Annotated in this window: 16 protein-coding genes; 7 read left to right on the forward strand and 9 right to left on the reverse strand. The window is 51.8% G+C overall.

Translation table 11 applies throughout. The features are described from left to right. Positions 1-23: 23 nt before the first annotated feature. Positions 24-770: a lysophospholipid acyltransferase family protein gene (locus ACO0LN_RS16080; RefSeq protein ID WP_422975492.1), complete on the forward strand. Its 747-nt coding sequence runs from the start codon at positions 24-26 to the stop codon at positions 768-770. 6 nt (positions 771-776) lie between these two features. On the opposite strand, the gene ACO0LN_RS16085 is transcribed toward ACO0LN_RS16080, so the two are convergent. Further along, on the reverse strand, positions 777-2396 hold the full coding sequence (locus tag ACO0LN_RS16085) for a MutS-related protein (RefSeq protein WP_422975495.1): 1620 nt from the start codon (positions 2394-2396) through the stop codon (positions 777-779). Positions 2397-2684: 288 nt separating this feature from the next. Between ACO0LN_RS16085 and ACO0LN_RS16090 the strand changes: the two genes are divergently transcribed. Next, on the forward strand, positions 2685-3641 hold the full coding sequence (locus ACO0LN_RS16090; protein WP_422975497.1) for a M48 family metallopeptidase: 957 nt from the start codon (positions 2685-2687) through the stop codon (positions 3639-3641). A 342-nt stretch (positions 3642-3983) separates the two neighbouring features. Here ACO0LN_RS16090 and ACO0LN_RS16095 read toward each other — a convergent pair whose 3' ends face one another. The 5 genes from ACO0LN_RS16095 to ACO0LN_RS16115 form a co-directional block, all read right to left on the reverse strand. Beyond that, a complete protein-coding gene (locus tag ACO0LN_RS16095) occupies positions 3984-4742 on the reverse strand; it encodes a FecR family protein (protein WP_422975499.1) in 759 nt (252 codons plus the stop codon). Further along, positions 4711-10878 (reverse strand): filamentous hemagglutinin N-terminal domain-containing protein, encoded by a 6168-nt coding sequence (locus tag ACO0LN_RS16100; RefSeq protein WP_422975501.1) that lies wholly within the window; start codon positions 10876-10878, stop codon positions 4711-4713. Before ACO0LN_RS16100 ends, ACO0LN_RS16095 begins: the two co-directional genes overlap by 32 nt. A gap of 18 nt (positions 10879-10896) precedes the next feature. Further along, positions 10897-12510, reverse strand: coding sequence for a ShlB/FhaC/HecB family hemolysin secretion/activation protein (locus ACO0LN_RS16105; RefSeq protein ID WP_422975503.1), 1614 nt, complete (start codon positions 12508-12510; stop codon positions 10897-10899). Between the two features lie 375 nt (positions 12511-12885). Then, on the reverse strand, positions 12886-13467 hold the full coding sequence (locus ACO0LN_RS16110) for a hypothetical protein (RefSeq protein WP_422975505.1): 582 nt from the start codon (positions 13465-13467) through the stop codon (positions 12886-12888). A 28-nt stretch (positions 13468-13495) separates the two neighbouring features. Next, positions 13496-13891 carry a DUF6404 family protein gene (locus tag ACO0LN_RS16115; protein WP_422975507.1) on the reverse strand — a complete coding sequence of 132 codons (396 nt, stop codon included), beginning with the start codon at positions 13889-13891 and terminating at the stop codon, positions 13496-13498. Positions 13892-14302: 411 nt separating this feature from the next. On the opposite strand from ACO0LN_RS16115, the gene ACO0LN_RS16120 reads away from it, so the two are divergent. The 3 genes from ACO0LN_RS16120 (at position 14303) to ACO0LN_RS16130 (ending at position 20317) form a co-directional block, all read left to right on the forward strand. Continuing rightward, entirely contained in the window at positions 14303-15451 is a 1149-nt protein-coding gene (locus ACO0LN_RS16120) for an acyltransferase family protein (RefSeq protein WP_422975509.1), read from the forward strand. A gap of 103 nt (positions 15452-15554) precedes the next feature. Next, a complete protein-coding gene (locus tag ACO0LN_RS16125; RefSeq protein ID WP_422975511.1) occupies positions 15555-17147 on the forward strand; it encodes a glycoside hydrolase family 10 protein in 1593 nt (530 codons plus the stop codon). Between the two features lie 329 nt (positions 17148-17476). Then, the gene (locus ACO0LN_RS16130; RefSeq protein ID WP_422975513.1) at positions 17477-20317 is read left to right on the forward strand and encodes a TonB-dependent receptor domain-containing protein; all 2841 of its coding nucleotides are present in this window, start codon (positions 17477-17479) and stop codon (positions 20315-20317) included. A gap of 89 nt (positions 20318-20406) precedes the next feature. On the opposite strand, the gene ACO0LN_RS16135 is transcribed toward ACO0LN_RS16130, so the two are convergent. After that, the gene (locus ACO0LN_RS16135; protein ID WP_422975515.1) at positions 20407-21726 is read right to left on the reverse strand and encodes a serpin family protein; all 1320 of its coding nucleotides are present in this window, start codon (positions 21724-21726) and stop codon (positions 20407-20409) included. Positions 21727-22029: 303 nt separating this feature from the next. Continuing rightward, on the reverse strand, positions 22030-22590 hold the full coding sequence (locus ACO0LN_RS16140) for a L,D-transpeptidase family protein (RefSeq protein WP_422975517.1): 561 nt from the start codon (positions 22588-22590) through the stop codon (positions 22030-22032). 165 nt (positions 22591-22755) lie between these two features. Here ACO0LN_RS16140 and ACO0LN_RS16145 point away from each other — a divergent pair, with 165 nt between their 5' ends. Together ACO0LN_RS16145 and ACO0LN_RS16150 are read left to right on the forward strand one after the other, a co-directional pair. Beyond that, complete coding sequence (locus ACO0LN_RS16145) at positions 22756-23643, forward strand: N-acetylmuramic acid 6-phosphate etherase (protein WP_422975519.1); 888 nt, start codon at positions 22756-22758, stop codon at positions 23641-23643. Positions 23644-23743: 100 nt separating this feature from the next. After that, a complete protein-coding gene (locus ACO0LN_RS16150; protein ID WP_422975521.1) occupies positions 23744-24646 on the forward strand; it encodes a LysR family transcriptional regulator in 903 nt (300 codons plus the stop codon). On the opposite strand, the gene ACO0LN_RS16155 is transcribed toward ACO0LN_RS16150, so the two are convergent. Then, entirely contained in the window at positions 24643-25944 is a 1302-nt protein-coding gene (locus ACO0LN_RS16155; RefSeq protein ID WP_422975523.1) for a serine hydrolase domain-containing protein, read from the reverse strand. The two genes, ACO0LN_RS16150 and ACO0LN_RS16155, sit on opposite strands and share 4 nt — an antisense overlap. Positions 25945-25986: the final 42 nt, after the last annotated feature.

The following is a 25986-nucleotide window of genomic DNA, read 5'->3' on the forward strand; positions in this document are numbered from 1 at the left end:
AGCATCGCTACAATGGAGACTACATGCTTAGCTTTACCCGTTTTATTCGTTCACTGATTTTCATAGTGGTGATGGCGATAGTCACTATTGTATGGGCGCCCATCAGCATGCTGTTCGCCTTCTTGCCGTACAACCAGCGCTATTACATTACCGCCCGCTGGAATGTCACCATCATCTGGGCAGCAAAAGTAATCTGCGGCATACGTTACCAGACCAAGGGATTTGAAAATTTTCCGGATGGCCCGGCCATCCTGTTGTCCAAACACCAGTCTGCCTGGGAAACCATTTTCCTGTTGATGGCGACACCACGCCCCCTGGTTTTTGTGTTCAAAAAAGAAATTACCTATATCCCCTTCTTTGGCTGGGCAATATCCATGCTGCGCATGATCCCTATCGACCGCAGCAAGGGCAAGGATGCTTTTGCTCACGTCGTCACGCAAGGCCGCAAGCGTCTGGCTGATGGACAATGGATCATCATGTTCCCTGAAGGTACGCGTATCGCTGTTGGCAAAAAAGGCCAGTACAAAGGCGGCGGCGCCCGCCTGGCAGTAGAAACCAATACACCCGTCGTGCCTATCGCGCTGAACTCTGGTGAATGCTGGCCAAAAAATTCCTTTACCAAACTGCCGGGTACCATTACCGTCTCTGTTGGAAAACCTATCCCACCGAACGGCATGAATGCGGTTGAACTGATGCAGGAAGTCGAGAAATGGATAGAAGCAGAAATGCGCGTGATTTCTCCGCAGGTTTATCAGTCTGAATCCAAGTAATCTCAGTCAAGGCAGCGGGCGATTTTCCAATATTTGTTCGCACTTGTCGGGATGTTTGAGGTAGTCATTAAGCCAGTCGAAAACCCGACTGGCTTGGTTTTTAATATCGTCCCCAAAACCGTAAGTGCCAAGTAAACGTATGCCATTCGGGTCAGCCAGGACACCCTCTTTCAATTGCAATTTGGATAGTTCACCCTGCTCTGCTGTCACACATAATGGCGTCAGATAAGCTGTCAATATAGGTGCGAGCACCAGATTGTGTGATGAAACGATCACCATGTTTGTACTGGCCAGGCTTTGCAATACTGCGGCAGCAGCCGAGATGGATTCCTGATGATTGGTGCCACGGAAGATTTCATCAATGATGAACACTGCTTGCGTATCGCTTTCTGCGATATCCAATAATTCTTTGGCACGCCTGAGTTCTGCCTGATACAGACTTTCATTTGCGATCAGAGAATCTTCACTCTGCAGGCTGGAAAACACCGCTGCCACCGGGACGCTGGCAGCGGCCGCATAACAAAAACCAAAGGCGCGGGCGACTATCAGATTCAAACCCAGGGTGCGCAACAAAGTACTCTTGCCTGTACCATTTTGTCCTGAAATAAACGCCCCCTTGCCTTCAAGTCTTATGTCCAGGGCTGTAGCCTGTGTTAACAAGGGATGCACAACTTGCTGCATGTGTAGTTGCTTCTTGCCTGCCACAGAGGGCCAGCAATATAGCGTCAGCGATTGCAAGTGCATGGCCAGTGCCAGATCAGCTTCCAGATTTGCCACATGCGTGTATGCCTTGCGCAGGAAACCTTGATTGTTACGGACAACAATACAGGTCTTGAAAAAATGCCTGACATTATCCAGCAAGAACCAATCCGTGTATTCGCGCATGCCTGGCAGAGCCACCAATCTATGCCTGCGCAATTCGGAATTGATTTTAGTCGCCGTTTGGCGAACTGCAGCAGAGGTTTGAGCATCCGGTGAATAATGCTCAGCCAGCAAATCAAAGCTCGTCAGCAAAGCTTGTAGCGCTTGTACTTTCTTTGCCCATCGTGTCACTGCATCATGGTAACGTGTCTGCACGGCCAGCAAGACCATCCATACAAGCAAGACGGCTATCCAGGCATAAGCCAGCGACGTCAGAGCAAGAACAATCAACATGCTAATGCTGACCGGTAACAGCCACATGAATTTATACCACGCCGCAGGAACCGGAATTGCGTCCGTGAAAATTTGTTCACTGACTTCCGCTTCCACGCCGCGCAAGGGCAGGCAGTGTAGCTGCAAGGTATCCAGCAATGCCGGGTCAGCCATCAAGCTCTGCAAGCGCTGCTTGTCTTGTTCGCCCCCGGCACCTTCACGCAACCGTTTATGCACGATCTGCTGAGCGAAGATACTGCTCCCTGCGGTCAGTTTGTCGGCATAGGTATCAAGAAGCATATCGCGGGCTGTATGTTCGTCAATGTGCTTAACAGCGTCCCCCTTTGCAATGCGATACAACATGGCGACGTCACTGCGAACGAAAGGAAAATCGACCGGCAAGTCGTACTCAGGACCGGGAATTTTGAAGAACGAGCCTATCTTTTTAGTCGTCCTGTTCCAGTGATTATGCAGCGATGTCAGCTTGTTCATCAGAGCCTGTTGAGTAGGTGGCGATTACGATATCCGTATAGACTATCTCTTGCTCAGCCAAGTTGAGCTAGTTGCAGAAAATTCAAGTGAGTTATTGAGAAGTTATAGAGAAATAAAGAAATGGCGATATTGAAAAAACCAGTTTCTGGAGGTAAAAACACGAACTGCAAAAAATAGGTCAAACTAGCGCAATTGCAGCCTGCAAAACCAGACTTCCTTACCTGGAATGTGTTGTACAAGCAGAGTACAAATCCCACTTGCTATTGAATCAGGATTCCCCAAGCATAAATGAAGCCCCGTATTCCCTCGATAGGCAAGGCCATACAAATGGCTTTGCAACTGGATTTATTCAGTGACTTTCTGGTGCCGGACAAACTGCGTCCTGTGCCTGCCAAGACGCCGGTGCCAGCAACAAGCCCGCTCAAAGATATCGTTCTGCGTGATGAACAGCGGCCCGCCGCACCACCCGCTCCCATACCACCATCGTCTGCACCACCACCATCTACCTTCGTCAATACCAGCAACAAGCGTCGTATCCTGATACAGGATTATTTGCTGGAATATGATTTGCAGCGCTCAAAGCGCCGCAGCATAGGTTTTTTGATCAATGAAGATGGCTTGCGTATCACGGCACCGCGCTGGGTAACGATTGCAGATATAGAAACAGCGATACAGGAAAAACAAGCCTGGATCTTGCGCAAACTGACTGAGCGGCGTGAGCGCACGCAGCGCCAGCTGGAACCCACCATGCATTGGCAGGATGGGGCGAAGCTACCTTATCTGGGCGGTGAGATTACCTTGCGGATTGCCCCAGCCTCGATCAGCGGCACGCATTTCCAGAGCGAGCAGGCTGAGTTGATTATCAACCTGCCAGCGGACGCTGGTGAGCAACAATTAAAAGACCGTGTACAAGCCTGGCTACAGCAAGAAGCCAAGCGGGTTTTCAATGAGCGACTGCCGGTATTTGCTGAAAAGCTCAATGTACGTTATCAAAGCATGGCCTTGTCGGCAGCAGCAACGCGCTGGGGCTCTTGCACGTCACAAGGCAAGATACGCCTGAACTGGCGCTTGATCCATTTCTCACCAATGATTATTGATTATGTGATCGCGCACGAGCTTGCGCATTTGCGTGAGATGAACCATAGCCCGCGTTTCTGGGCAACTGTGCAGTCGGTATTTCCTGACTTTGAAGTCGCACGTAATAACTTGCGTCAGCATGCCAGTGCTGATTTGCCGGTTTTCTAGAACTCATTTCATAAATAGGGATGAGTGCGAACAAGACGATTTGGGATGCAGTGCAAGGCGTGGCTTGCAGCTAAGGCTCATGCCTTAGCAAAGGACGCAACGCAGCAATGGCGCCCAAATCGTCAGTTCCCGAAGGGTTTGCCGCATAACACATATCAGATAGCATTGGATTTATTGAACATAGTGCCACTATTGACAACCGCATACGTAGTACTGATCCGTGTTATGAGGCAAACGCACCTCATTCATATTTATGAAATGAGTTCTACATTCAGTGGCAGAGCTTAAATGCAAAACAGGATTTGCCGCCAAGCCAAATCCTGTCTTTACCTCATTACTTCATTACCTTACTTCACAAATCAAACTACCTGACTTGCTCTCATTATTGGCATTATCCTGATTCAGGCTCACAGGGAAATTACCAGGTAGTGAAAACTGCATGCCGGGGTTGTTAGGCAAAAGAATTGGCGGTCTGGTGAAGCTGATCGCAAAACCAAATTGACCCGCGGTGACATCGAGGTTGCCCGCATCGTTTTTCAGGAAGACTGTGCCATCCAGGACTTGCACATACAAACCAGGCGCACGTGGCCCATTCCCTTGGGCGTCTGCAGCACCTGAGCCAGACTGGTTCGCGTCCTGAGGCACGAACTCTGCGATGAAGATAGTGCCGCGTATGCCTATCGATGCCGTTGGCGTATTCAGGCCAAATCTTTCTTTATTGCGCTTGCCGAGTAAACCGGTAACAGCGCGCAAGCCGCCCTTGATCAGGGTCATGGTAAAGCCATCATTATTGGGCTTGTCTTCTTCAAAAGAAAACTGGTCTATCTTGATCTGGGTACTTGGGCGCAAGACGATTTCACTATTATCAGCAAACTTGATGCGGGCATAAGTATCTTTCTCAGCAATCAGGGTGTCGCCCTGCTCTATGCCAGACTGCAGAGACAATACCTTGACCGTGCCATCTGCCTTCTTGGCGATCAATGGCCCGCTGAGATGGGTCACCGTGCCCGCGATTTGCGCAGCAAAACTCAGCGCGCAGCTCAGGCACAGTGCTGCAATAAAGAAAAACTTAATTGCAGTAGAGTTTTTTATCTGTAGCATTTTTTAATACTCCGTTATCCCTGATACCGCTAAAACTGCTTCTTTGCTCAAACCTGGTCTCTCTGCCGGAATCACTGCCACTATCGAAGAAACTGCCGGGATTGCTGATAGCGTTAGTGATGAACAAGGTAGAACTGACAAAGTTATTGAGCGCAAAATTAATCGTGTTGTTCAGGATATTGCCAGTCCTGAGATCACCGATGGGCAAGACCAGTGAACAACCCAGCAAGACTGGATTGATGGCGCACTGTGCCTGGGTTGGCAACACGGCAGCGCAACCTGGCAAACCCGGATTGGCGGCGCAACTGGCCATCGAAGGTAAAACGGCAGAGCAACCGGGCGTCGCTGGATTAGCAGTACATGCAGCGAGGCTAGGTAAGACCGCGCTGCAACCTGGCGTCGATGGTGAGCCTACGCAAATGGCAAGACCAGGCAACACCGCACTACAACCGGGCAGACCAGGATTGGTGGTACAGGCTGCCAGGCCAGGCAAGACGGCAGAACAACCCGCAGTGGATGGATTGGCGGTACATATTGCCAGCGTCGGCAATACCGCGCTGCAACCTGCCTGCGCTGGATTGGCAGTGCAACTTGCGAAGCTGGGCAAGACCGCTGAACAACCTGGCGCAGCCGGATTGGTAGTACATGCACTCAGGCTGGGCAAGACCACGCTACATCCTGGCAGCGTAGGTGTTGCTGTACAGGATGCCAGTGTAGGCAAGACATTGCTGCAACCAGCCAGCGCAGGTGTGGCAATGCAGGCGCTCAGGCTAGGCAAGACTACACTGCAGCCAGGCAGACTTGGAGTAGCCGCACATGCCGCAACCGATGGCAGCACAGATGAACAGCCTGCCAAACCAGGGTTGGCGATACAAGCTGTCAAGCTAGGCAGGATAGACGAGCAACCAGCCAGAGCCGGGTTGGCTGTACATGCTGCCAGCGTAGGCAAGACTACACTGCAACCCGACAGCGATGGGTTGGCAAGGCATGCTGTCAGCGTCGGCAACACATTGCTGCAACCTGCCAGCGTTGGTGTGGCAATACAGGCACTGAGGCTGGGCAAGACAGCGCTGCAACCTGGCAAGCTGGGGCTGGCGGTACATGCTGCCAGCGTCGGCAATACAGCAGCGCAACCAGCCAGGGACGGGTTGGCCACGCATGCTGTCAACGTCGGCAAGACACTGCTGCAACCTGCCAGCGTCGGTGTGGCGATACAGGATGCCAGCGTCGGCAATACAGCACTGCAACCAGCCTGGCTGCTGTTGGCAATACAGGCAGACAGACTGGGCAGGACCGCAGAACAGCCAGGCAAAGTCGGGCTGGCAGTACATGCCGCGACCGATGGCAAGACAGCCGAGCAGCCAGCGATGTTAGGCGAGACCAGGCAAGCTGCCAGTGCAGGCAAGACCACGCTGCAACCCTGGATACTGGGGTTGGCAGTACATTGTGTAAGGCTGGGCAACACTGCACTGCAACCCGGCTGGCTGGAATTGCTGATGCATGAACTCAGACTAGGCAAAATAGAGCTACAGCCAGGGATGGATGGGTTTGCCAGACATGAAGATAAGCTGGGCAATACAGCACTACAGCCAGCGATATTCGGGTTGGCCAGGCAGCTACTGAGGCTGGGCAGTACATTCGAGCAACCAAACAGAGAAGGATTGGCAATGCAGGAACTCAGGCTGGGCAAGACTACACTGCAACCTGCCAGCGTAGGGTTGGCCTGACAAGCTGCGACACTAGGCAAGACCACGCTGCAACCCGGCAAAGATGGATTGCTGACACAGGCAGCCAAGCTAGGCAGCACAGAGCTGCACCCTGGCGTAGAAGGGTTGGTAATACACTGGGGCAATGTAGGCAGCGAGCCCCCGTTCAGGAAAGCTTGCTGCGTCACGCTACCACCACTGACATTGCCTGAAATCAGGATCGCGTCGCCTGCCTTGAGCAAAATACTACCGCTGGTTGTAACTGAACCAGTGCTGCCTACCGTGAGTTTATCGGTAGTGCTGCCGCTGGCACCCGCTTCAAGGGTAATGTTACCGCCATTTGAACTGGCAACAGTGCCATTGACTGTTAATGGGCTATGTGCCACCAGGCTGATATTGCCCGCCTTGCTGCGAACCGCATCCGTGCTGTCCAGCGTGATCGCCCCAATATTGTCGATGAGGATATTGCCAGTACTGCCAGTGCCACTTTGCTGCACATTGCGGAGATTCAGGGCGCCGGTATTTTTGATGTTGATATCAGTGTTGGCACCCGTATTATTCGCCAGCAGAACAGGCACAGTGGTTTTCAAGCCGGTGCCATTTCCTATACCCCCATTGGCAGTCGCATCAAGGGCTCCACCAATGATGGTATTGCCAGCCACCTGAGTAATTGCCCCTGTAGGAGCGGCCAGAGTGACAGTGCCGCTACCACTGTTCACGTTGGCACCGAGCGCGATGTTGCCGGCATTGGCAGTCAAATACAAGTTACCGGTTGTAGCGATACCATCCAGACTATATGAGCCTGAGCCATTGGCGCCGCTTAATGTGCTGACATTAATGCCCTGGGTATTCACAAAGCTCATGCTGGTATTGCTCTTGGCCGCCAGATTGCTAATGACATTCGGGACGTTCAGGGTGATGCTGTTACCAGCGACCAGGCCAAGGTCTTGTACCGTAATCGAATTAGACTGTGTAATATCGCCACCTGTCAGCAAACCTATGCGCGTTGTTGTCAGATGCTTGATATCGGTAGCAGCACTGGTGTTGGTATCTGTGATGCTAACAACAGCAATAGAACCTGATGCATTGCCAGCATCAGCACTGCCAATCGAAATAGTGGGGGCAGTGACTTTATACAAATTGGTCACGCTCAGGCAAGGAGCCACGGCACATGTACCAGAGCCAATGGTAATGGCACGCCCGGTAGTAAATGGACGTACACCAAAATCACCGGCAGTGACGCCGCCAGGGCCGGAGAGGGAAAGTTGATCGGCGATGAAACCGACTTTGCCGGTACCTGCACTGACATTATTCGACAGCGACAATAAACCTGCACCAGTATTCAAGGTGACCGCCTGGTTATTGGTCGTAATACCGACGGTGGAAGAAACCGTGCTCACGGTCAAATTACCGGAAGTAACAGCTGTTAAACTACCGCTACCGAGGCCGCTCTGATTGAGGTCAGCTGCAATCGAGCTGAAGCTGTTACTTGTATTACTCAGATTAACCGAGCCTTTAGCTTGTACCGCCAGACCAGAAGTTGTGATCGCGCTGCCTGCTGCCTGTGTGATACCAGCATCAGAAGTCAGAACAACACTGGATGGCGCATTGATACCATTATAGGTATCTACCGTAGTCACATTGATGGGATTGACCGAGCGATACAAGAAACTGCCGGTACTGGAAGAACCTGAAATAACACCTATCGTATTGGCCTCGGTCAGGCTGACGCTATAACCACGCGCCTGGACCGAACTGGCACCATTGATAGTAGCGCCAGGTTGCTGGGAAATGGTATTGCCAGAATTTAAAGTCAGCGAGGTGCTGACGTTCTGCAAAGCACCACCAGCACCTGAGCCCATGGCACCTTTGATATCGATACTGGCACCAGACATGTTGCCGACTTTAAGGCGAGCCGCGGTAATATTATTCAACTCAGCAGCGGATAGTTCCAGCGTACCCGAATTCAGATTGGTAGCAACAGTTGCAAGATGAATAGTGCCGCCACCATTCATATCCAACGCCACACTACCGCTACCAGCGTTGACCGTGCCCAGCAAATCCATCTTGTCTGATTTGATAGAGACAGCAGCACCAGAGCTATTGATCTGTGTGCCCGATGCAGTACTGGTCATGGCATCAGCGTCAGTTGCCTGCAAAGTGATGGCGCCGCCACCGCTATTAATAGTGCCGCCAGCATTCAGATTGATACCACCCTGACCGCTCACATTAAGCAAGCCATTATTGGTCAGTAGAGGTGCGTTGATTTGCGTAGTAAAGCCGGTAGGAGAACTCAGGTAAATTGCGCCACCTGAAGTTTGCTGTTTAACGCCATAACCGGTTCCGCCAACATCATTGATGACCAGGTTGGCGCCATTGCTGGCGATGCGGATGTCACCACTGCCAGTATTAAGCGCATTCAGTTTGGCAGCCTGCACGCCCATGTTGTCAGTCGAGGTATTACCGTGCAAGCCAGTCACCGCGCTCAGCTTCAAATCTTTGGCATAGATGATGCTGCTGTTTTGCTGCGTGATATCGGCACCGGTAGTCACCGTGACATTGCCATTGGTTGAAGAATTGCCGCGGGCATCAATGCCGCCTGAACCAACATTCACATAGCCCGTACTGTTGATCAGGATATCGCCACCAACGCCAACTGTACCCGGTGTTGTTCGCATTGTTTTGAATATGGTGTTACCACTGGCACTGGTACTGATCTGGCTGCTGTTGCTGGTCAGCCTGGCGACCACGATATCGGCAGTTTGCGGTGAAGCGCCAGTACCTGTTTGCAAGGTAATGGTGCCTGTACCATTGGTCTTGATTTCCAGATTGGGGTCTGCACCCGTCAGGTTAATGCCGCGGGTAGCGCTGACATCGGTAGATGCATTGCGGGTTCTGAGCGTAATGTTGGAATTGGTGGGCAAGGATATCAAACCACCGAAAAAAGTACCACTGGTATTAATATAATTTGTCGCCTCAAGCACGATATTGGTGCCTGGTGTCAAGCCCTGCAATTCTGATTGATAGACAGTAGTCGGGCTACCATCTGCAAAATTGATTGTGCCTATCGCCGAGCCCTGGAAAGTGCTGCTACCGTCAGCTGCACCGTCGCCAGTGCCACCGGCTATCGTAATCGAAGACGGGTCCAGCAACAGGGTACCCGCCTTGCCGCGCGCCGCACCTACATTGACCTTGGCATGAAAGTCCAGGTTTTGCTTGCCCGAGGTTTCTACAAAACCGCCATTCCCACCCAAAGCCCCGCCCTGGGCAGAGATACTGCCATTGACCCTGGTGACTTCATCTGACCAGACAATGACTTTACCACCGTCACCATTCTTGACCGCATCTGCACTGATTTTGGCATCGCTGGAGACAAAGGCACGTTTGGCATTCGTGACAGAGGGATTATCGCCATGGTAATCACCGCCAACCAAAACCTGGCCACCACCTGTGTCGCCGCTGGCATCAACCTGGGCATTGCCGGCCAGCGCCACGCGTTGGCCGAGCACATGTATATCGCCGCCCTTGCCTTTGCCGGTTGACGTGGTTGTGCTGCCAGCATCGAGTATGGTATCTCCACTGGCCTTGAAATAAATCCTGCCGTTTTCACCTACAACGGCACTGTTGGCACTGACCAGGCCACGCTGGCTGATCAGGCCGCCATAAATCCCGACCTTGCCACCCTGGGCAATGACTTGCCCCAGGTTGACTGCCTGATCAGCATTGGCGCTGACTACCACGTGTACGTCCGGGTTGGCTGAATCGACCAGTTTCACCGAACGCCCTGCTGCCAGCAAGACCTCACCCTTGGGTGAGGTGATGATGCCGCTGTTTTCTACATCCGGTGCGATCAGGTAAACCTGACCACCAGACGGTGTTGTGATCGCGCCCTGGTTGCTGACCTTGCCTGCTACGGTACCGGCGTTGAAATTCAGTTTGCCAGCCTTGAAATCGGCATCACTCATGCCCAGGCTGGAAACTGTCAGGCCATTGACATCAACCTGCGCCCCCTTACCAAACAGGATGCCATTCGGGTTAATCAAAAACACCCGCCCATTTGACTGCAAAGTACCCAGGATTTGGGTGGGATTCTGGCCTATGATGCGGTTCAAGACCGTACTGTTGGCACTCTCTTGTATGAAGCGGGTAGTCTCACCGGCATTGATGAAAAAATCCTGCCAGTTGATGATTGCACCTGGTGTATTGGTGATGGTATAGACCTTGCCATCCTGATTGAAGATGACCTTGCCGTTGATGATCTGCGGCCCTACGGGATTTGCATGAGCCAGGCTGGTAATGAAACCCGTACCAAAACATGCTGCCAGCAAAACCGGCATAAGCCGGGGGAGCAGTCTCGGTAACGAGACCTGCTTCAAGTCCGATCGCAATACTGATACAGATTGAGCGAACATATCAATTTCTTTTCTCATGCTCTTCCTCATCCATCATTAATAGTTGATGCCCAGCCTGACATGCAAACGCCTGTCATCTTTGCTCAATTCATCCGGCGCATGCAGCGACTTGCCATAGTCCATCTGCAGCGACATCATGCGCGACATGGCCAGCCTGACACCTATGCCTACACTGGAAAGGGAAGCCGAACTCTGCTCGCCAGGCAGCGCCTTGTTACGCGACAGATGGGCAGCGTCATAAAAGCCAAGTAACTGGCACTGGGTAAAACTGGCACTGAAACCGGCACACAGATTAGGTGTATAAATTTCTGCGCTGATCAGAGTGCCATAGTCATTGGCCAGAGCCCGTTCAGTAAAGCCCCGCACACTGCTGGCACCACCGGCACCGAACTGCTCACCTGGAACCAGGCTGTCCCTCGTATATTGACCACTGAGCATGAGCTTCAATTGCCAGGCCGCTGGCAAGACTTTGCTATAACCAAAGCCATAGCGCAGGATGCTGTAGCCAGCAGTCGCGCCACTGCGCACTCGCTGAAAATCTTCGGTCTTGCCCTTTTCACCGCCGGGCAGGTTGTGCACTGCTGTCACATAGGCATTTGTCTCACCTGCCGTGGAATTCAGGCTGGCGACATAGCTGATACTGATGGGATGGACAGTGACATCATTACCCAGTTGTATGCCTTGCAGGGCCACATTGTTCTTGAATGCCTTGTAGTCCCAGCCCAGGCTCAGCCGAGAATCAAAATCTTCACTACGGCCCAGGTTGAAGTTATAACGCCCGCCTACGACAGAACCACGGCCACTGACATTGAGGTCAAAGATACCAGCCGAGACCGAGCCTGAATCGACATTCGAATAACTCGCATAGACATCCACACTGTCACCACGCTCATAAAGGGGTAAATGGTAACCAACACCAAACACCGCATACTTACTCGGTTTTTGCAGGGTGGTCGTATATTGCAGGCTCAGTACATCATCATGCCCGCTGACATTGGCATGCTGGAACAACAAGCCCAGATGTGACTTGCCGGTATTACTGTCACCGGCATTATCCACAGTTGCCCCAACTGTCCAGGGCTTGCTGTCGGTGACATTCAGGACTGCATTGACTTCGCCTTCCTGATTCGATGTTTCGAATTGCAAACTGGTTTTTTTGGCGGGATTTTCATTTGCTGTCTTCAGGCTCTCAGACAGTTTTTTAATATTGGGCGTATCAGCTGTGCGCAACTGGGGCAGGCTGCGTTTGATATTGTCACTGTCGAAATGACGGTTGCCCTTGACACTGACATTGGCAATGCGTGCCTGCACGACGATGAATTTAACAACGCCCTGGTTCAATTCCTGCTCAGGCAAGACCACCTGCACCAGACTATAACCTTTCTGGCGATAGGCTTTTTCCAGTGCTTCGAGCGCCCTTTGCACATCGGCAAAACTGCGGCCTTTGCCGGTATACGGTGCCAACAGGCTATCGAGTGCAGCAGCACTCAGCAAATTATTGCCTTTGACATCGTAACGGCTGATATCAAAACGCCCTATGACGCTATCGGTGTCCTGCGCTGCCAGTGGCTGGCTAAGCCCCAATGCCATGGCGAATAGCAGGCTGAGGCTAAAACGGGATTTGACGTGCTTGTTCTTCAACGGTCTCATACTAAGATTTCCCAGTTACTGAGTCGTGCTATACCAAATTTTTTGTGTGCGGAGCCTTGCCAGCCTCCGCGATGTACTGATTTATGCTAATTGTGCTGATATTGCTTGTCGACTTCTATTCTTATATCGAATTCTGTGCTGAAGATGCGCGCTAAAAACTGCGGCTGAAATGTCTGGTTACAAGTATCCTGCAATCCAATACGCACTACAAGCACTATGTTGTTAATTCAAACATGCTGTCTTATTTTGCATTCGGGAAATTTAAAACTGATGAGTTTAAGGCTTGTTTACAACGCAGAAATTTGAATGTGAGAGGTTTGAACCTCAGAAACTGGAAAGTGTGAAATTTGAACTTCGTGAAGTTAAACATCAAATTTATGGACGAGTAACACGGCGTGTCACTTTTGCGTCTTTGCTTTCTAGAATGTGATCAAATTCATCGACACTGAAACTGCGGGTGATCGTTAGAGACGGGCAACACATGGCATCACCTGAAGTCATTTCCTTGCCCTTCAGGATGACAGCGCCCTGCTTGATACTCAGGCTGTTAAAATCAAAAGAACGCCAGCCACGCTCACCCAACTTGGTAACTGCGACCAGCAGATAGGGCCGTGTATGTTTGCCAGCCACGTCGAATTGTTCCTGTTCGGTAAAAAACGCGATGAATTCTGCATGATGATTGCCGCCACCATATCCTTCGAGATTGAACAGGACAACGGCGTCATGTTGATGGTCGCCAAACAAATTTCCATAGGCGATACGGGCAGGATTTTCGCTGTAAGTTTCTGCAATGCCATCGCTAAACTGTGCGATCAGCCTGTCGAGCTCAAGCTGCATTGCTGCCTGTTGCGCTGATGACGCCACCACCGCCGCACGAACTGGCGTTGAGGCAGCCTGAACAGCTGTGCAGACAAGCAGCGTGAAGCTGTATAGCAAAGTGGAAAGAAAATACTTCATGCCATCATCAATCATCAATCATCAATCATCAAGCAACGCTGTCAGGCTTGAACTCTTGCCAGGATGGCAGCCCATGCTTGCGTTTGCCATGTGCATAATAGCTGGCCAGGGCCAGGCCAAACAGAACGCCGTCAATCACAGCCGAAGTCAGCATGTTTGTAACAGGAACAGGCGTTTTGGACCAGACAAAAAAGTACATCAATGCGCCCCATCCTGTGGCAAAAAAACAGCCAGAAAACAAGGCGTTTTGCCAGAACTGGGCAAAGTGTGGCGGTGGAACATCAAACCCCATGCGCCACAACAGCCGAAAGTAAGGCGGAGCATAATTGCTGCGCATGATGCCGGTCTTTTCCAGCAACTTTAAGGCTGCCTGGCGTTTGAGCTCTCTACTGTTTCCACGAATGTCTGATTCGGTGGTATTCATCTGTGTGCTTATCAAGAAAAACGATACAAGTGCGTAACTGACTTGTTTGACTCATAAAAACGCATACAATAAAACTGCACTTTAATGTTGGATTATATGCAACTTCAAGCTTGTCTGGAGCTTTTCCGGTATAGATAAACGACAAAAGAACAAATAGTTTTTTGCCTTGCTACCAGGCAGGCTGTTGAAAATATTGATTTACAGAAAGAAAACCAAAACCGGTAAAGGCAACGAATAACCCAGGCTTATATCTGATGAATAAAAAGTCAATCGCAGTTAACTGGTATTAGTGTCTATGATGTATGTAATCCTTCTTTCCTCGTTGGATTAACTCTCATGACTCCCCCAAGACGAACGAGATTTTCAAGGGCGCGCAAGCGCCCTTTTTTTCAGCTGGTGTTACCGATTGCGATGAATAGACCAAGACTACTGTCACTTGATGCATTTCGCGGCTTCACCATTGCCAGCATGTTCCTGGTGAATAATCCGGGTGACTGGGGACACTTGTACCCACCGCTTGAACATGCAGCCTGGTCAGGCTGGACTTTTACTGACTGTATTTTCCCTTATTTCCTGTTCATCGTTGGTGTATCGCTACACATATCCCTGCATCAAAAACTCATGGCTGGCTATGCCCAGTTGCAGTTACTCAGGCAAACCGCCAAACGGGCCTTATGGATATTCCTGATAGGCCTCACACTTAACCTCGTCCCCAGCTTTGATTTCCAGTCAGTTCGCATCCCTGGCGTCTTACAACGTATCGCCCTGTGTACTCTGCTGGCAGCGCCAATACTGATTTATTGTGACTGGAAATGGCAGGCAATCTGGGCTGGCATACTCTTCACTGTGTATTCCATACTCATGTTAGCCGTATCTGTACCGGATGTTGACGGTATCTGGGCACGAGCCGCACTGGAACCGGGGCGCGATGCCGGAGCGTGGCTGGACAGGCTCTTGCTCGACGGGCACTTATGGAAACGCGCAAAAACCTGGGACCCAGAGGGCGTGCTGAGTAGCCTGCCTGCCGTCTGCAGTGTAATCTTTGGTGCATGGGCCGGACGCTGGCTCAGCAGCAGGCAGGATGCGGCTACCAAAACTGCCTGGTTCTTTGTCGAAGGCATGGCTTGCCTGGCAATTGGTGTGGTACTGGATAGCTTGTTCATGCCCATCAATAAAAGCTTGTGGACACCGTCGTACAGCATCTTCATGACAGGCTGGGCACTGATCAGCTTTGCCTGTTTTTACTGGCTGCTGGATGGCAATCCCTCCGCCCTGCTAAAAAAATCCATGGCAAAGCTCTGCCATCCCTTTGTCATGTATGGCATGAATGCCCTGTTCCTGTTCACCCTGTCTGGCCTGATTGCCAAAATGCTGGGATTTATCCATGTAGATCAGGCTGATGGCACTAAGCCCAGTCTGCAGGCACTTATCTATGCGCCGATCAAGGCCCTGCCCATGAATGCAGTCAATGCCTCCCTGCTGTACGCAATACTGTTTAATCTGCTGATGTTGCTGATCGCCTGGGCAATGTGGAAGAAACGCTGGTTTGTCAAAGTGTAATGCAGTAGCATCTCAGGTCTTTCGCTCTTTATTGCATTATTAGTCCGGCTTATCCATGTTTTCGTTACCACCCTCGTCAAGACCTGCTTTTACTTTGTCTAATTTGAAAATTGCTCTTCAAGGTTTCAAGCTGCCTGCACTGGTCACATCTGCGTGTGCACTGATGCTTGCCTGCTCCACCGCAACGCCGCCAGTAAAGCCCCAGCCTAAACCTGTCGCAGTCGATCTGACCATCATCCCGCAAAATGCCTTGGTTAATTACCCTGTGCAAGTCAAAGATGCGCCGCCCTTGCCGCGTGAATTCCGCGCTGCCTGGGTATCAACAGTAGCGAATATAGACTGGCCCTCGCGCCGTGATCTCAGTACAGAAAAACAAAAGAACGAAGTCCTCACGATACTCGACAATGCGGTGCAGTTGAAACTGAATGCCATCGTCTTGCAGGTACGGCCAGCGGCGGATGCAATCTATCCGTCCATGTTAGAACCATGGTCAGAGTTTTTGACTGGTGAGCAAGGACGGCCACCGTCACCTTATTACGACCCTCTGCAATTCTGGGTGGAGCAAGCTCACGCACGCGGACTGGAATTACACGCGTGGTTCAACCCCTACCGTTCCCGCACCGCGCAATCCAAAATGGCGCTGGCGACCAACCACATCAGCAAGCTGGCACCGCAAGTTGTGAAGAATTATGGCGACCTGCAATGGATGGACCCGGGTGAACCGCTGGCAATGCAGCAAACCCTGAATGTCATCAGCGATGTTGTGCGCCGTTATGATGTCGATGGCATCCATATTGATGACTATTTCTACCCTTACCCAGTCAAGGGCAGCAATGGTGCAGAGCAGGATTTCCCCGATGACCCATCCTGGGTAGCTTACCTCCAGTCTGGCGGTAAACTGGCGCGTGCCGACTGGCGCCGTGACAATGTCAACCGTCTGGTAGAAGCAGTTAATCAGCGCGTGCACCTGGAAAAACCCTGGGTGAAATTTGGTATCAGCCCGTTTGGCATAGGCAGACCAGACCGCTTGCCGCCCGGCATTGCCGGTTTCAGCCAATATGACAAGCTGTATGCAGATGTGGAACTGTGGCTAGCCAAAGGCTGGCTCGATTACCTCGCTCCCCAGCTCTACTGGCCTATCAACCAGGGGCCGCAAGCTTTCAAGGTCTTGCATGATTACTGGCTGGCCCAGAACCCCACTGGTAAGCATATCTGGCCTGGTCTCTATACCAGCCGCATAGACAATACAGACAAATCCTGGCCTGCTGATGAAATCCTGAATCAGGTCGATGCGCTGCGTGAAAAAGCCGGGAACGGCCACGTACATTTCAGCATGGCAGCACTGAACCAGAACCGCAAAGACATACGCAAACGACTGGCGAGCGAGAAATACACTTCCCAGTCGCTGGTGCCTGCCAGCCCCTGGCTGGACAGCAGCCCACCTGCCAGCGCTGTGCTGGAAGCCAGCGCCGACAAGAAATCATTACGCGTGCAACTGAGCTATACCAGCAATACCCGCCTGCTGGCGATCTGGAAGCGCACAGACCAGCAATGGCTGTTCTCTGTGGTGCCTGCCCAGAACATGAGCATAGACATCAGCGATGATCCTCAGCTAGGGGCAATCAGGCAAGTCACGGTGTCAGCCATCAGCCGTACCGGTGTAGAGGGCGTGCGCGCAAGTTATAGTCTGCCCTGAAGTCAGGTTGACATAAATTCAAGCAGCAAGTGTGGTTTTTAGATACGTATGAACAGTCTTGTGCATACGTATTTTTCTTTGGCGTATGCGCTGTTTTTCCTCTGAAATCTGCATCCGCACTGGCTGACGGGCTGGTCATGGCAAACCCCATATCTTTTGGTTATCGCCCGTCATGATATTTTCATTTGTCACGTATTGTGACAAAACCCTAGTCTGGAACATATAAACATACACATAAAATTTATATCAATTCAAAGCAGCGACCAGAATTGAGCATAAACAAATACCGAGCTCACAATATCAATGTTGTACGACCCAAGGAGAGACCAGTGAAGTTAAAGACCATAGCCAGGTGCATCGCCCTGATAGGCATTTCTGCCGGTACCAGCGGATGGGTACAGGCGCAGGAACAGCCTGCTCCAGCACCGCAAAGGGTAGAAATTACCGGTAGTAGCATCAAGCGTATTGCCTCCGAAGGCGCTTTGCCGATAGAAGTCATTACCCGCAAGCAACTCGAAGCTGCGGGCATCGTCACTGCCGAACAATTTATTGCCAACCTGAATATCAATGGCAATGGCTCTGACAACCTGGCCAGTAATGCTGACGTTACCTCCGGTGCCCAGCGCGGCAATAACGGTGCATCTTCCGCAAACCTGCGTGGCCAGGGTGCTGACAGCACGCTGGTGTTATTGAATGGCCGTCGCGTTGCCACCCATGGCATGAAGGGCTCGGCAGTCGATCTGAATTCCATCCCCATGGCTGCGGTGGAGAGAATCGAAGTCTTGAAAGATGGCGCCTCAGCCATCTATGGTACAGATGCGATTGGTGGTGTCATCAACTTCATCCTGCGCAAGAATTACAATGGACTGGAAGCCCAGGCCTTTACCGATATCTCCCAGCAAGGTGGCGGCAATATCAAGCGCGTGTCCATAGTTGGTGGCTTTGGTGATCTGGAAAATGACCACTACAATGTCCTGCTGACGGCCACTCATAGCGAGAACGATGCATTGCGTGGCGACCAGCGTGATTTTGTAAATACCTTCCAGCCCAACCGTGGTTTGTCGGTAGATACCCGTGGTACGCCGAACGCGACTGTATTTGCCACTTCGCTGGCGAATACCATACTCAGCAACAAGAGCAATAATGGCCCGGTATTCCCAGGTACTACCCAAGTCATGAACGCCATCAATGTGCTGAACCTGCCGGGCGGTGCAGGTTGCGGCGCGGTAGATGGCATGGCAGCTTATGATGCCAAGCTGTGGGATGTAGCATCTTCCAAATATGCCTGCGCCTGGGACACAGGCCGCGCTGCAGTACTGCAACAGCCAGTCAAGAACGATAACTTTGTCGCACGTGCCACGTTCAAGATAGGCACACACCAGTTGTTTGCCGAAGCAGTTGGCTCTCAGGTTGAAGTATCCAAACGCTTTTCACCCAACCAGGTGTCGCCGGGCACCAACTTCCCTGCGTCTTCATTTTATCCAAGCACAGGTTCTGCCTATAACGATGTATTCAATGCCATCGTTGCAGTATTCCCGAGCATAGAAGCCAATCGCGGCGCACCTATCGCTTATCGCTGGCGTTGCATGGAATGCGGTAACCGTGAAATCTCTACCCGTACAGAAGCTGGACGCCTGCAACTGGGTGCCGATGGACAGATAGGAAAATGGGATTACCGCGTCGGCCTGTCACGTGCCTATAGTGAGTCTGAATCCAAACTGGGCACTGGTTATAACTACACTGTTGCACTGGCAAATGCCCTGGGTACCGGCATCATCAACCCTTTTCTCAAGCCTGGTGAAAAGCAATCGCAAGCTGCGCTTGACCTGATCAATAGCACTTCAGCAGCAGGCGTCACATTGTATGGTGGCAAGACCACGCTGACCCAGGCTGATGCCGCCTTGTCTGGCGAAATCTGGCAATTGCCTGCCGGTGCTGTCATGGCTGCAGTAGGTACTGACTTGCGCAAGGAAGAATATACCTTCAATGGTGATGCCAGGGCAGCCAGCGTACGGCCTGCCATCCTGAATGCGCCATTTGATGACAGCAATGCCTTGCCCAAGGTCAGCCGTGATATCCGCGCAGTATATGCCGAGGTACTGGTACCGGTCTTGAAATCACTGGAAGTCACCGTTGCAGGTCGCCAGGATCATTACTCTGGTTTTGGCAGCACTTTCAATCCCAAAGTAAGCTTCCGTTATACACCGACAGATACACTGCTGTTCCGTGGTTCATACAACACAGGCTTCCGTGCGCCTTCGTTCAACCAGTTGTTTAACGGCATTACCGACTCACCTTATGCTGGTAAAGACCTGGCCGATCCAGCGACTTGCCCGACTTTGAAGGTCGATAGCAGCAAACCTGGTTGTGCAGCCATCACGCCGAACATCCTGACGGGCGGCAAAACCACGCTGGGCCCTGAAAAAGCCAAGCAAGGTACGGTGGGCGTGGTGTGGGCACCAAGCAGCAATTTCAGTGCCAATGCTGATATCTGGGAAATCCGCAAGGAAAATTCCATCACCACCATAGACCTGACCACCATGCTGCAAAACTATGATCTGTTCAGGGATCAGTTCTTGCGTGACAATACTGGCGCTTTGATCTTCGTTGATCAACGCTGGGTCAATGCCGGTTCCAGCATCACCCGTGGTGTAGAAGTTGGCGCCAAAGCGAATGGCGGCATATTCAATGGCAAATGGGCTGCCGGCCTGGATGGTTCTTACCTGCTGGAGAAAAAATCCCGCCCTATGGCTAACGCACCTTATGGCGTAAGCGAAGTTGGCCGCTTCACCTTCACTGGTGACCTGGGTCTGAGATGGAAGCACACTGCTTTTGTCAACTACACCCAGGGTGACTGGACAGGTACTTTCACGCAGATTTACCGTGCTGGCTACAAGGATCAGGTCTTGCCGGGCGTACAAAGTGGCCTGGTCATGCCATCGAACTACAATCCTAACGTCAAAGCCTACATCATCTACAACATGAGTGTCACTTATAGCGGCATCAAGAACCTGACGCTGACTGCCGGTTTGAAAAACATCTTCAATACCGACCCGCCATTTGCCATCACTTATGACAGCAATACAGGTGCAGGCAGCTCCTGGGAACCACGTGTAGCTGATCCACGCGGGCGTGCATTTACTTTGCTGGCGAATTACAAGTTCAAATAAAACGAACAAGTAACGAGCTAAACAAAAAACCCTTGGCATTGATTGATGCCAAGGGTTTTTTTATGCACTGCAACTAAAACATCTATCGCTTAGCTTGCAGCAGGATTCATGAGCTTGCCCATGAAAATGATGAGGCCAGTCTGCCTGTCCCTGATCATGAACAGGAAAGGACGGTCCAGCGTCAGCTTCAAGGGTTGCGTCACATTAATACTGGTGACACCGATCAATACACCCGTAGCAGCGGCAGCTTCTGTTCCTTTCTCATCGACGTTGATGAAGGCTTTGTGCACGACACCAGAAATCGACAATTCGCGGTTACCGCTTATCCCGGAAAAATCTGCCTTGCTTGCATCAAAGGCAGCGCCCATGCCCAGAGTACTCAGACTGGAGTTCATCGCCGGGCTGGCACTGAAGTTAAACTTGGGCATGCTCAAGGCAATGTAATTGTCTTTCAAGCCTGCCGTGATGTCGCTGATGGTCGTACTGCTCAGGCCCTGGATAAAACTGTCAAACTTGCCCGCATCAGGCACGACGACCAGCATGGCCAGTTTGTTATCGATGTACGGCAGCTCCACCGCCTGATAGCCCTTGCCCTGCACATAAGGGAAATTGCTGGTCAGATTCATGAAGGGCAGATTTTTCACAGTGCCTTTACGGTCAGTAAAATCCTGGTTTTTTGTCGCCTCTTTGGTAAATGGCTGCGCCCAGTCTGACTTGAACCAGATCGCATTTGTCAGCACCACGCGGGTCTGTGGTGAAACACCACCGGCAGGTATCAAGTCCTTGATTTTTTGCTGGGTCTGGTCGGCCACCCAGTTATTGATTGTCAGGCGTGAGGGTTCTGCAGCACCAACAAAATCCTGCAAGTTCACGGCAGCGCCAAAATTCACGCTGAGTGCATCCAGGTAGCTGCTTTGCAGACTGTAACCCTGCTGTGCCCACAGGGCATTGGCAATATTCAAATTAGGCAATTGCGCATTTGGTTTGGCGGCAGTCGATGTCTTATCTGCCAGCAGTAAATCAAGGCGATTCAGGGCCGGTTGCAAACGGCTTTGCTGCAGTTGGAAAGCCAGGGCCTTTTCCATGCCAATGAGGGTATCGCCCTTGGCACCGGCTGCTGCCATCTCCAGCGCCAGTGTCAGGCTGTACGGTGAATAGACGAGGTTACTGTCGCCCTGCGCATCCAGCAAAGGCAGGATTTTGAGAGCAAATTCAGTATTTCCTGAAACGGCGGTGGCCAGATCGGCATCGCTGGCTTGTGGGGCAGAGTTACGTGCCAGCGTAGACTTGGCAGTGCTGACAGCTTGCGGTTTGGTTTCAATAGATGTGGCGGTGGCCGCGGTACCTGCGCCACCGCAGGCAGAAATGAGGCTAAGCAGCAAGCATGAGCATAATAATGTAGGGCGCATTTTGAGCTTTCAATTGAGCTGTCAGAATAGAAACACATGACCATCATACGCCCGGCCTTCTGCTGAATCAGCTCAAAAATGTACTCAAATTGTCATCAAATTGTAAATACTGAAAGATATTCTCAATTAAGCAATGTAAGCTCCTTCCCCTTCAAGGGGAAGGCTGGGATGGGGATGGGTTTCTAAAGCAAAATCATTTTCTTTGTCAATCGACTGAAACCCATCCCCACCCTAACCCTCCCCTTGAAAGGGAGGGAATTCATGAGTCGTTTTTGTGAAGCACCTTATTCTGGAAGCTATTGCTCAGGTTTTATTGGCAACTTCAAGCACATCCACCACCGCACCAACACCCACCCGCTCAAACAATTCAGCAATATCTACCGAGCGCATACGTATGCAGCCATAGCTGGCAGGCGTGCCCAGCAGGCTTTCCTGCGGCGTACCGTGGATATAGATAAAGCGTGGATAGGCATTGCGGTTGCGCACTTCGGTGCCCCGCAACCACAGTATACGCGTCACCACAGGATCACGCCCAGGTGCATCTGCAGCCACAATCTCGCCGGTAGGCTTGCGGTCTTTGAAAACTGAACCCAGCGGCACACCAGCGCCGATTTTCTCGGCAATCTGCATGCGGCCACCGGGTGTCATATAGCTGTCTGGCATGTCGCCTATACCGCGTTTGGCGGTAGAAATGACATAGGTCGCGACTGGCTTGCCATCTTCCAGCAACACCATTTTTTGTTCAGGAACTGAGATGAGTAATTGATGGCGGGTATCACCAGCTTGCAGCCAGCCCCACTGGCAGGCCGATAGCAGCAAGCTGGCGGCCAGCATCAATATCAAGTGACGGCGAAGAATTTGCATTGTTTATCTGTGCTTTAACGATAAGCCAGCATAAGCTGATCAAAGAGCATCTGCAAATAATTCATGCAGCCGCATGCATTACCTGAAGTTATGGGCCGGGTATCAGCTTTCATTTGTGCTCTGTCTTCAGAGGACATAAGGTAATGAGAGAAAAGGAATCAAGCCATGCTGAATACAGAAGCACCTAGCGTTAACCACACAGGACTGGATTTATACCCGACCACGCAACTGGTTGATGCCTTCATTGATGATCAGTTCAACGCCATACGTGCAGTCAGCCTGGCCGCGGCACAAATCGCGGCGGCTGTAGATGCCGCTGCGCAACGCATACTCGCGGGTGGTCGCCTGGTGTATGTGGGTGCCGGCACTTCTGGCCGCCTGGGTGTGCTCGATGGCGTCGAATTATTGCCGACCTTCTCTTGGCCAAATGAACGTGCTTTATCCCTGCTGGCAGGTGGCAAGCAAGCCATGTTTGTCGCAGTCGAAGGTGCAGAAGATGATGCTGACCAAGGCGCCAAAGAAATTCAGGAACTGGGTTTGACAGCCAATGATGTCGTGATGCTGATTGCCGCATCCGGTGCCACGCCTTATGTGCTGGGTGCCTTGCAGGCAGCACGCCAGACTGGTGCCTTGACCATAGGCTTTGCCAATAATCCTGGCGCACCTGTGACTTTGCAGGCCGAGATAGGTATCACCCTGGATACCGGTAGTGAAGTTATTTCCGGCAGTACCCGCCTGAAAGCAGGCACCTCACAAAAAGTCGCCCTGAACAGTTTTTCCAGCGCCTTGATGGTGCGCCTGCACAAGGTCTATGGTAACCTCATGGTGGATGTCAAACCGACTAATGTCAAACTGCTCAGGCGCACCGTTGCCCTGACCATGCATGCGACTGGCCGGGATGAAGCACATTGCCGCCGCATACTGGAAGAATGCGATTTCCACGTCAAGACGGCGATACTGGCTATCCTGAGCAACCTGAGCGTGACAGCAGCACATGCCAAATTGCTGGCCTGCGGTGACGACCTGCGCCTTGCCCTGCACAGCAGACCATAAAGCCACAAGCCGCAAGCCACAAACCGCGGCAATAAGCGCGACAACATCCCTAGTCAGGCGTTACAATCAAGCTCGATTTTTTGCTGAATGGATTTTCACCATGCGTTTGCGTCATATCGAAGTTTTTCATGCCATCATGCAGGCGGGCACGATCAGTGGTGCTGCACAATTGTTGAATATTTCACAGCCAGCCGCCACCAAGGTCTTGCAGCATTGTGAAATACAGCTGGGCCTGAAACTGTTCGAGCGCATCAAGGGCAAGCTTCACCCGACACCAGAAGCGCACAAGCTGTTTGCTGAAGTCGATAAACTCAACCGCGATTTGCAATCAGTACGCAGGCTGGCGAGTAATCTGAAAAACCATCCTGACGAAGCAGTCAGGCTGGCATCAACACCGACCCTGTCGATTACGGTAGTGCCTACCGCATTGGCCGCCTGGCGCAAAAAATTTGACAATGTGCATTGCACACTGGCGACCCATCACACCAGCGAGATTGTCAATGCCCTGTTGCTCGGCGACGTGGATTTTGCACTGTCATTGTACGATCCCTGCCACCCGAATATCGCGTCTGAACCCTTGATACGCGGCAGCATGACTGCCATCGCGCCACTGGGTAGCTGGGCAAAGAACCTGGATAATACTGCCCTGCCCGTTGCCGACCTGCCCAAGAACCTGATTGCACTGGATCTTGACGACCATCTCGTCAGCCGCGTCATGGATGCCTGTGAAGAACAGGGCCTGAGCTTTACTTCTTACACCGTGGTACAGACCTACTTGCTGGCTAGGACACTGGTGGAGCTGGGTGCTGGCGCAGCCGTCATCGACCCCTTTACTGCCGCCACATCTGACCATAGCAAAGTGCAATGCCGCCCCTTGTCACCGAATGTGCCTGTGGATTTGTATCTGCTGACAGTAAAATCAACGCCACTGTCACGCTCTGCGCGCGCTTTCGTCGAATGCATCAAGGAAGCCGGGGCTGAGTTTATTGCCCGTACCAGCTAAAACAGGGTGTAAAGCGATGTCTGTATCTGCTCTTCCCAGATACTAAGGCTGGAATAGACACCGGGATTTTTTTCCGGGTCAGCCGCAACACCGCCTATGACATAGATAATGCCATTCCGTGTTGCCGGGTCAAACAGGAAAGCGGATTGCAAACCATAGGCAAAGCCCAGATGACCAACCGGTTTGAAGGCAGGCCGGGCCTGTACCAGCCTGTCGCCAGAATGCGCAGCGCTGGTGTCAGTGAAACGCTGAAAACCCAGCCCCCAGGACAAAAACAGGCCATGGTAATCATCCCCATTGTGAGTCTTTGCATCGTAACGCCATTGCTCTGCAGTCAAAGCCCTGACGCTGGCAGGTTTTAGCAAACGCACGCCATCAAGCTCACCTTCGTTCATCAGCATCTGCATGATGCGGCTCAAACCCTGTACGCTGATGCGCAAGCCACCTTGCGGGCTGGACAAGGTAGCATTTGTACCTGGCCGGTAGTTTTCCAGTTGTCTTTTAAGCAGAGGTTTATTGCGAAAATCATCTGTCTGCGCCACCCACGGGCCTTGCGCATTCCACACTTCATTGGCCTGCTTGCGGTACAAGACAGACAACCGCGACAAGGCATCTGCCGATAAAAGTTCAGGGTGATATGCACCTTCTATCTGCAAGGGTTGCAAGACCAGATTTTGCATGAGCACATCAAAGCGCTGGCCACTGACGGCTTCCATGACGGTGCCCAGCACGCCCCAGTTCAAATTCACATAATGAAAATAAAGACCAGGAGCAAAGTTCTCTCCCGGTTTGGCCTTTGCCGGATCAGCCCATTGCTCACCTTGCGCAAAGTTTTTGCCACCAGGCTGCAGGAAACTTTGCATAGTGACTTCTGCCGGGAAGTTATAGCCACCGTCATCCCGCAGGGATGAAGTATGACTCAGCAGCATGCGGGTAGTGATCACTTGATCTGGATAATGCGGGTTCCTGAGTTTGAAACCCAGGTAGTTGCTGATATCGGCATCCAGATCCAGCTTGCCCTGCTCTACCAGACACATGGCACCTATGGTAGCCACCATCTTGGAGACCGAGGCGACGCGAAACAGGGTTATCTTGTCGGCGGGAAGGTTATTGGCGGGGTTTTGCAGGTCTATATAGCGCTGACCGAACTGTTGCTGATAAACGACTTTACCAGACTTGATTGCAAGTACGGACAGGCTGGAAAGCGCTTTATCAGGCTGCATGACAATCGTAGCTAATTGCTGCGTCACCAGCTGTTCAGTTGTCGGATTGACTTGCGCCATGGCCGTGCTTGCCATCAAGGATAAAAACAATAGCACGTATCGGACAGGATAAGACTT

This window comes from Undibacterium sp. TC9W (assembly GCF_049339865.1).
GTDB lineage: Bacteria > Pseudomonadota > Gammaproteobacteria > Burkholderiales > Burkholderiaceae_D > Undibacterium.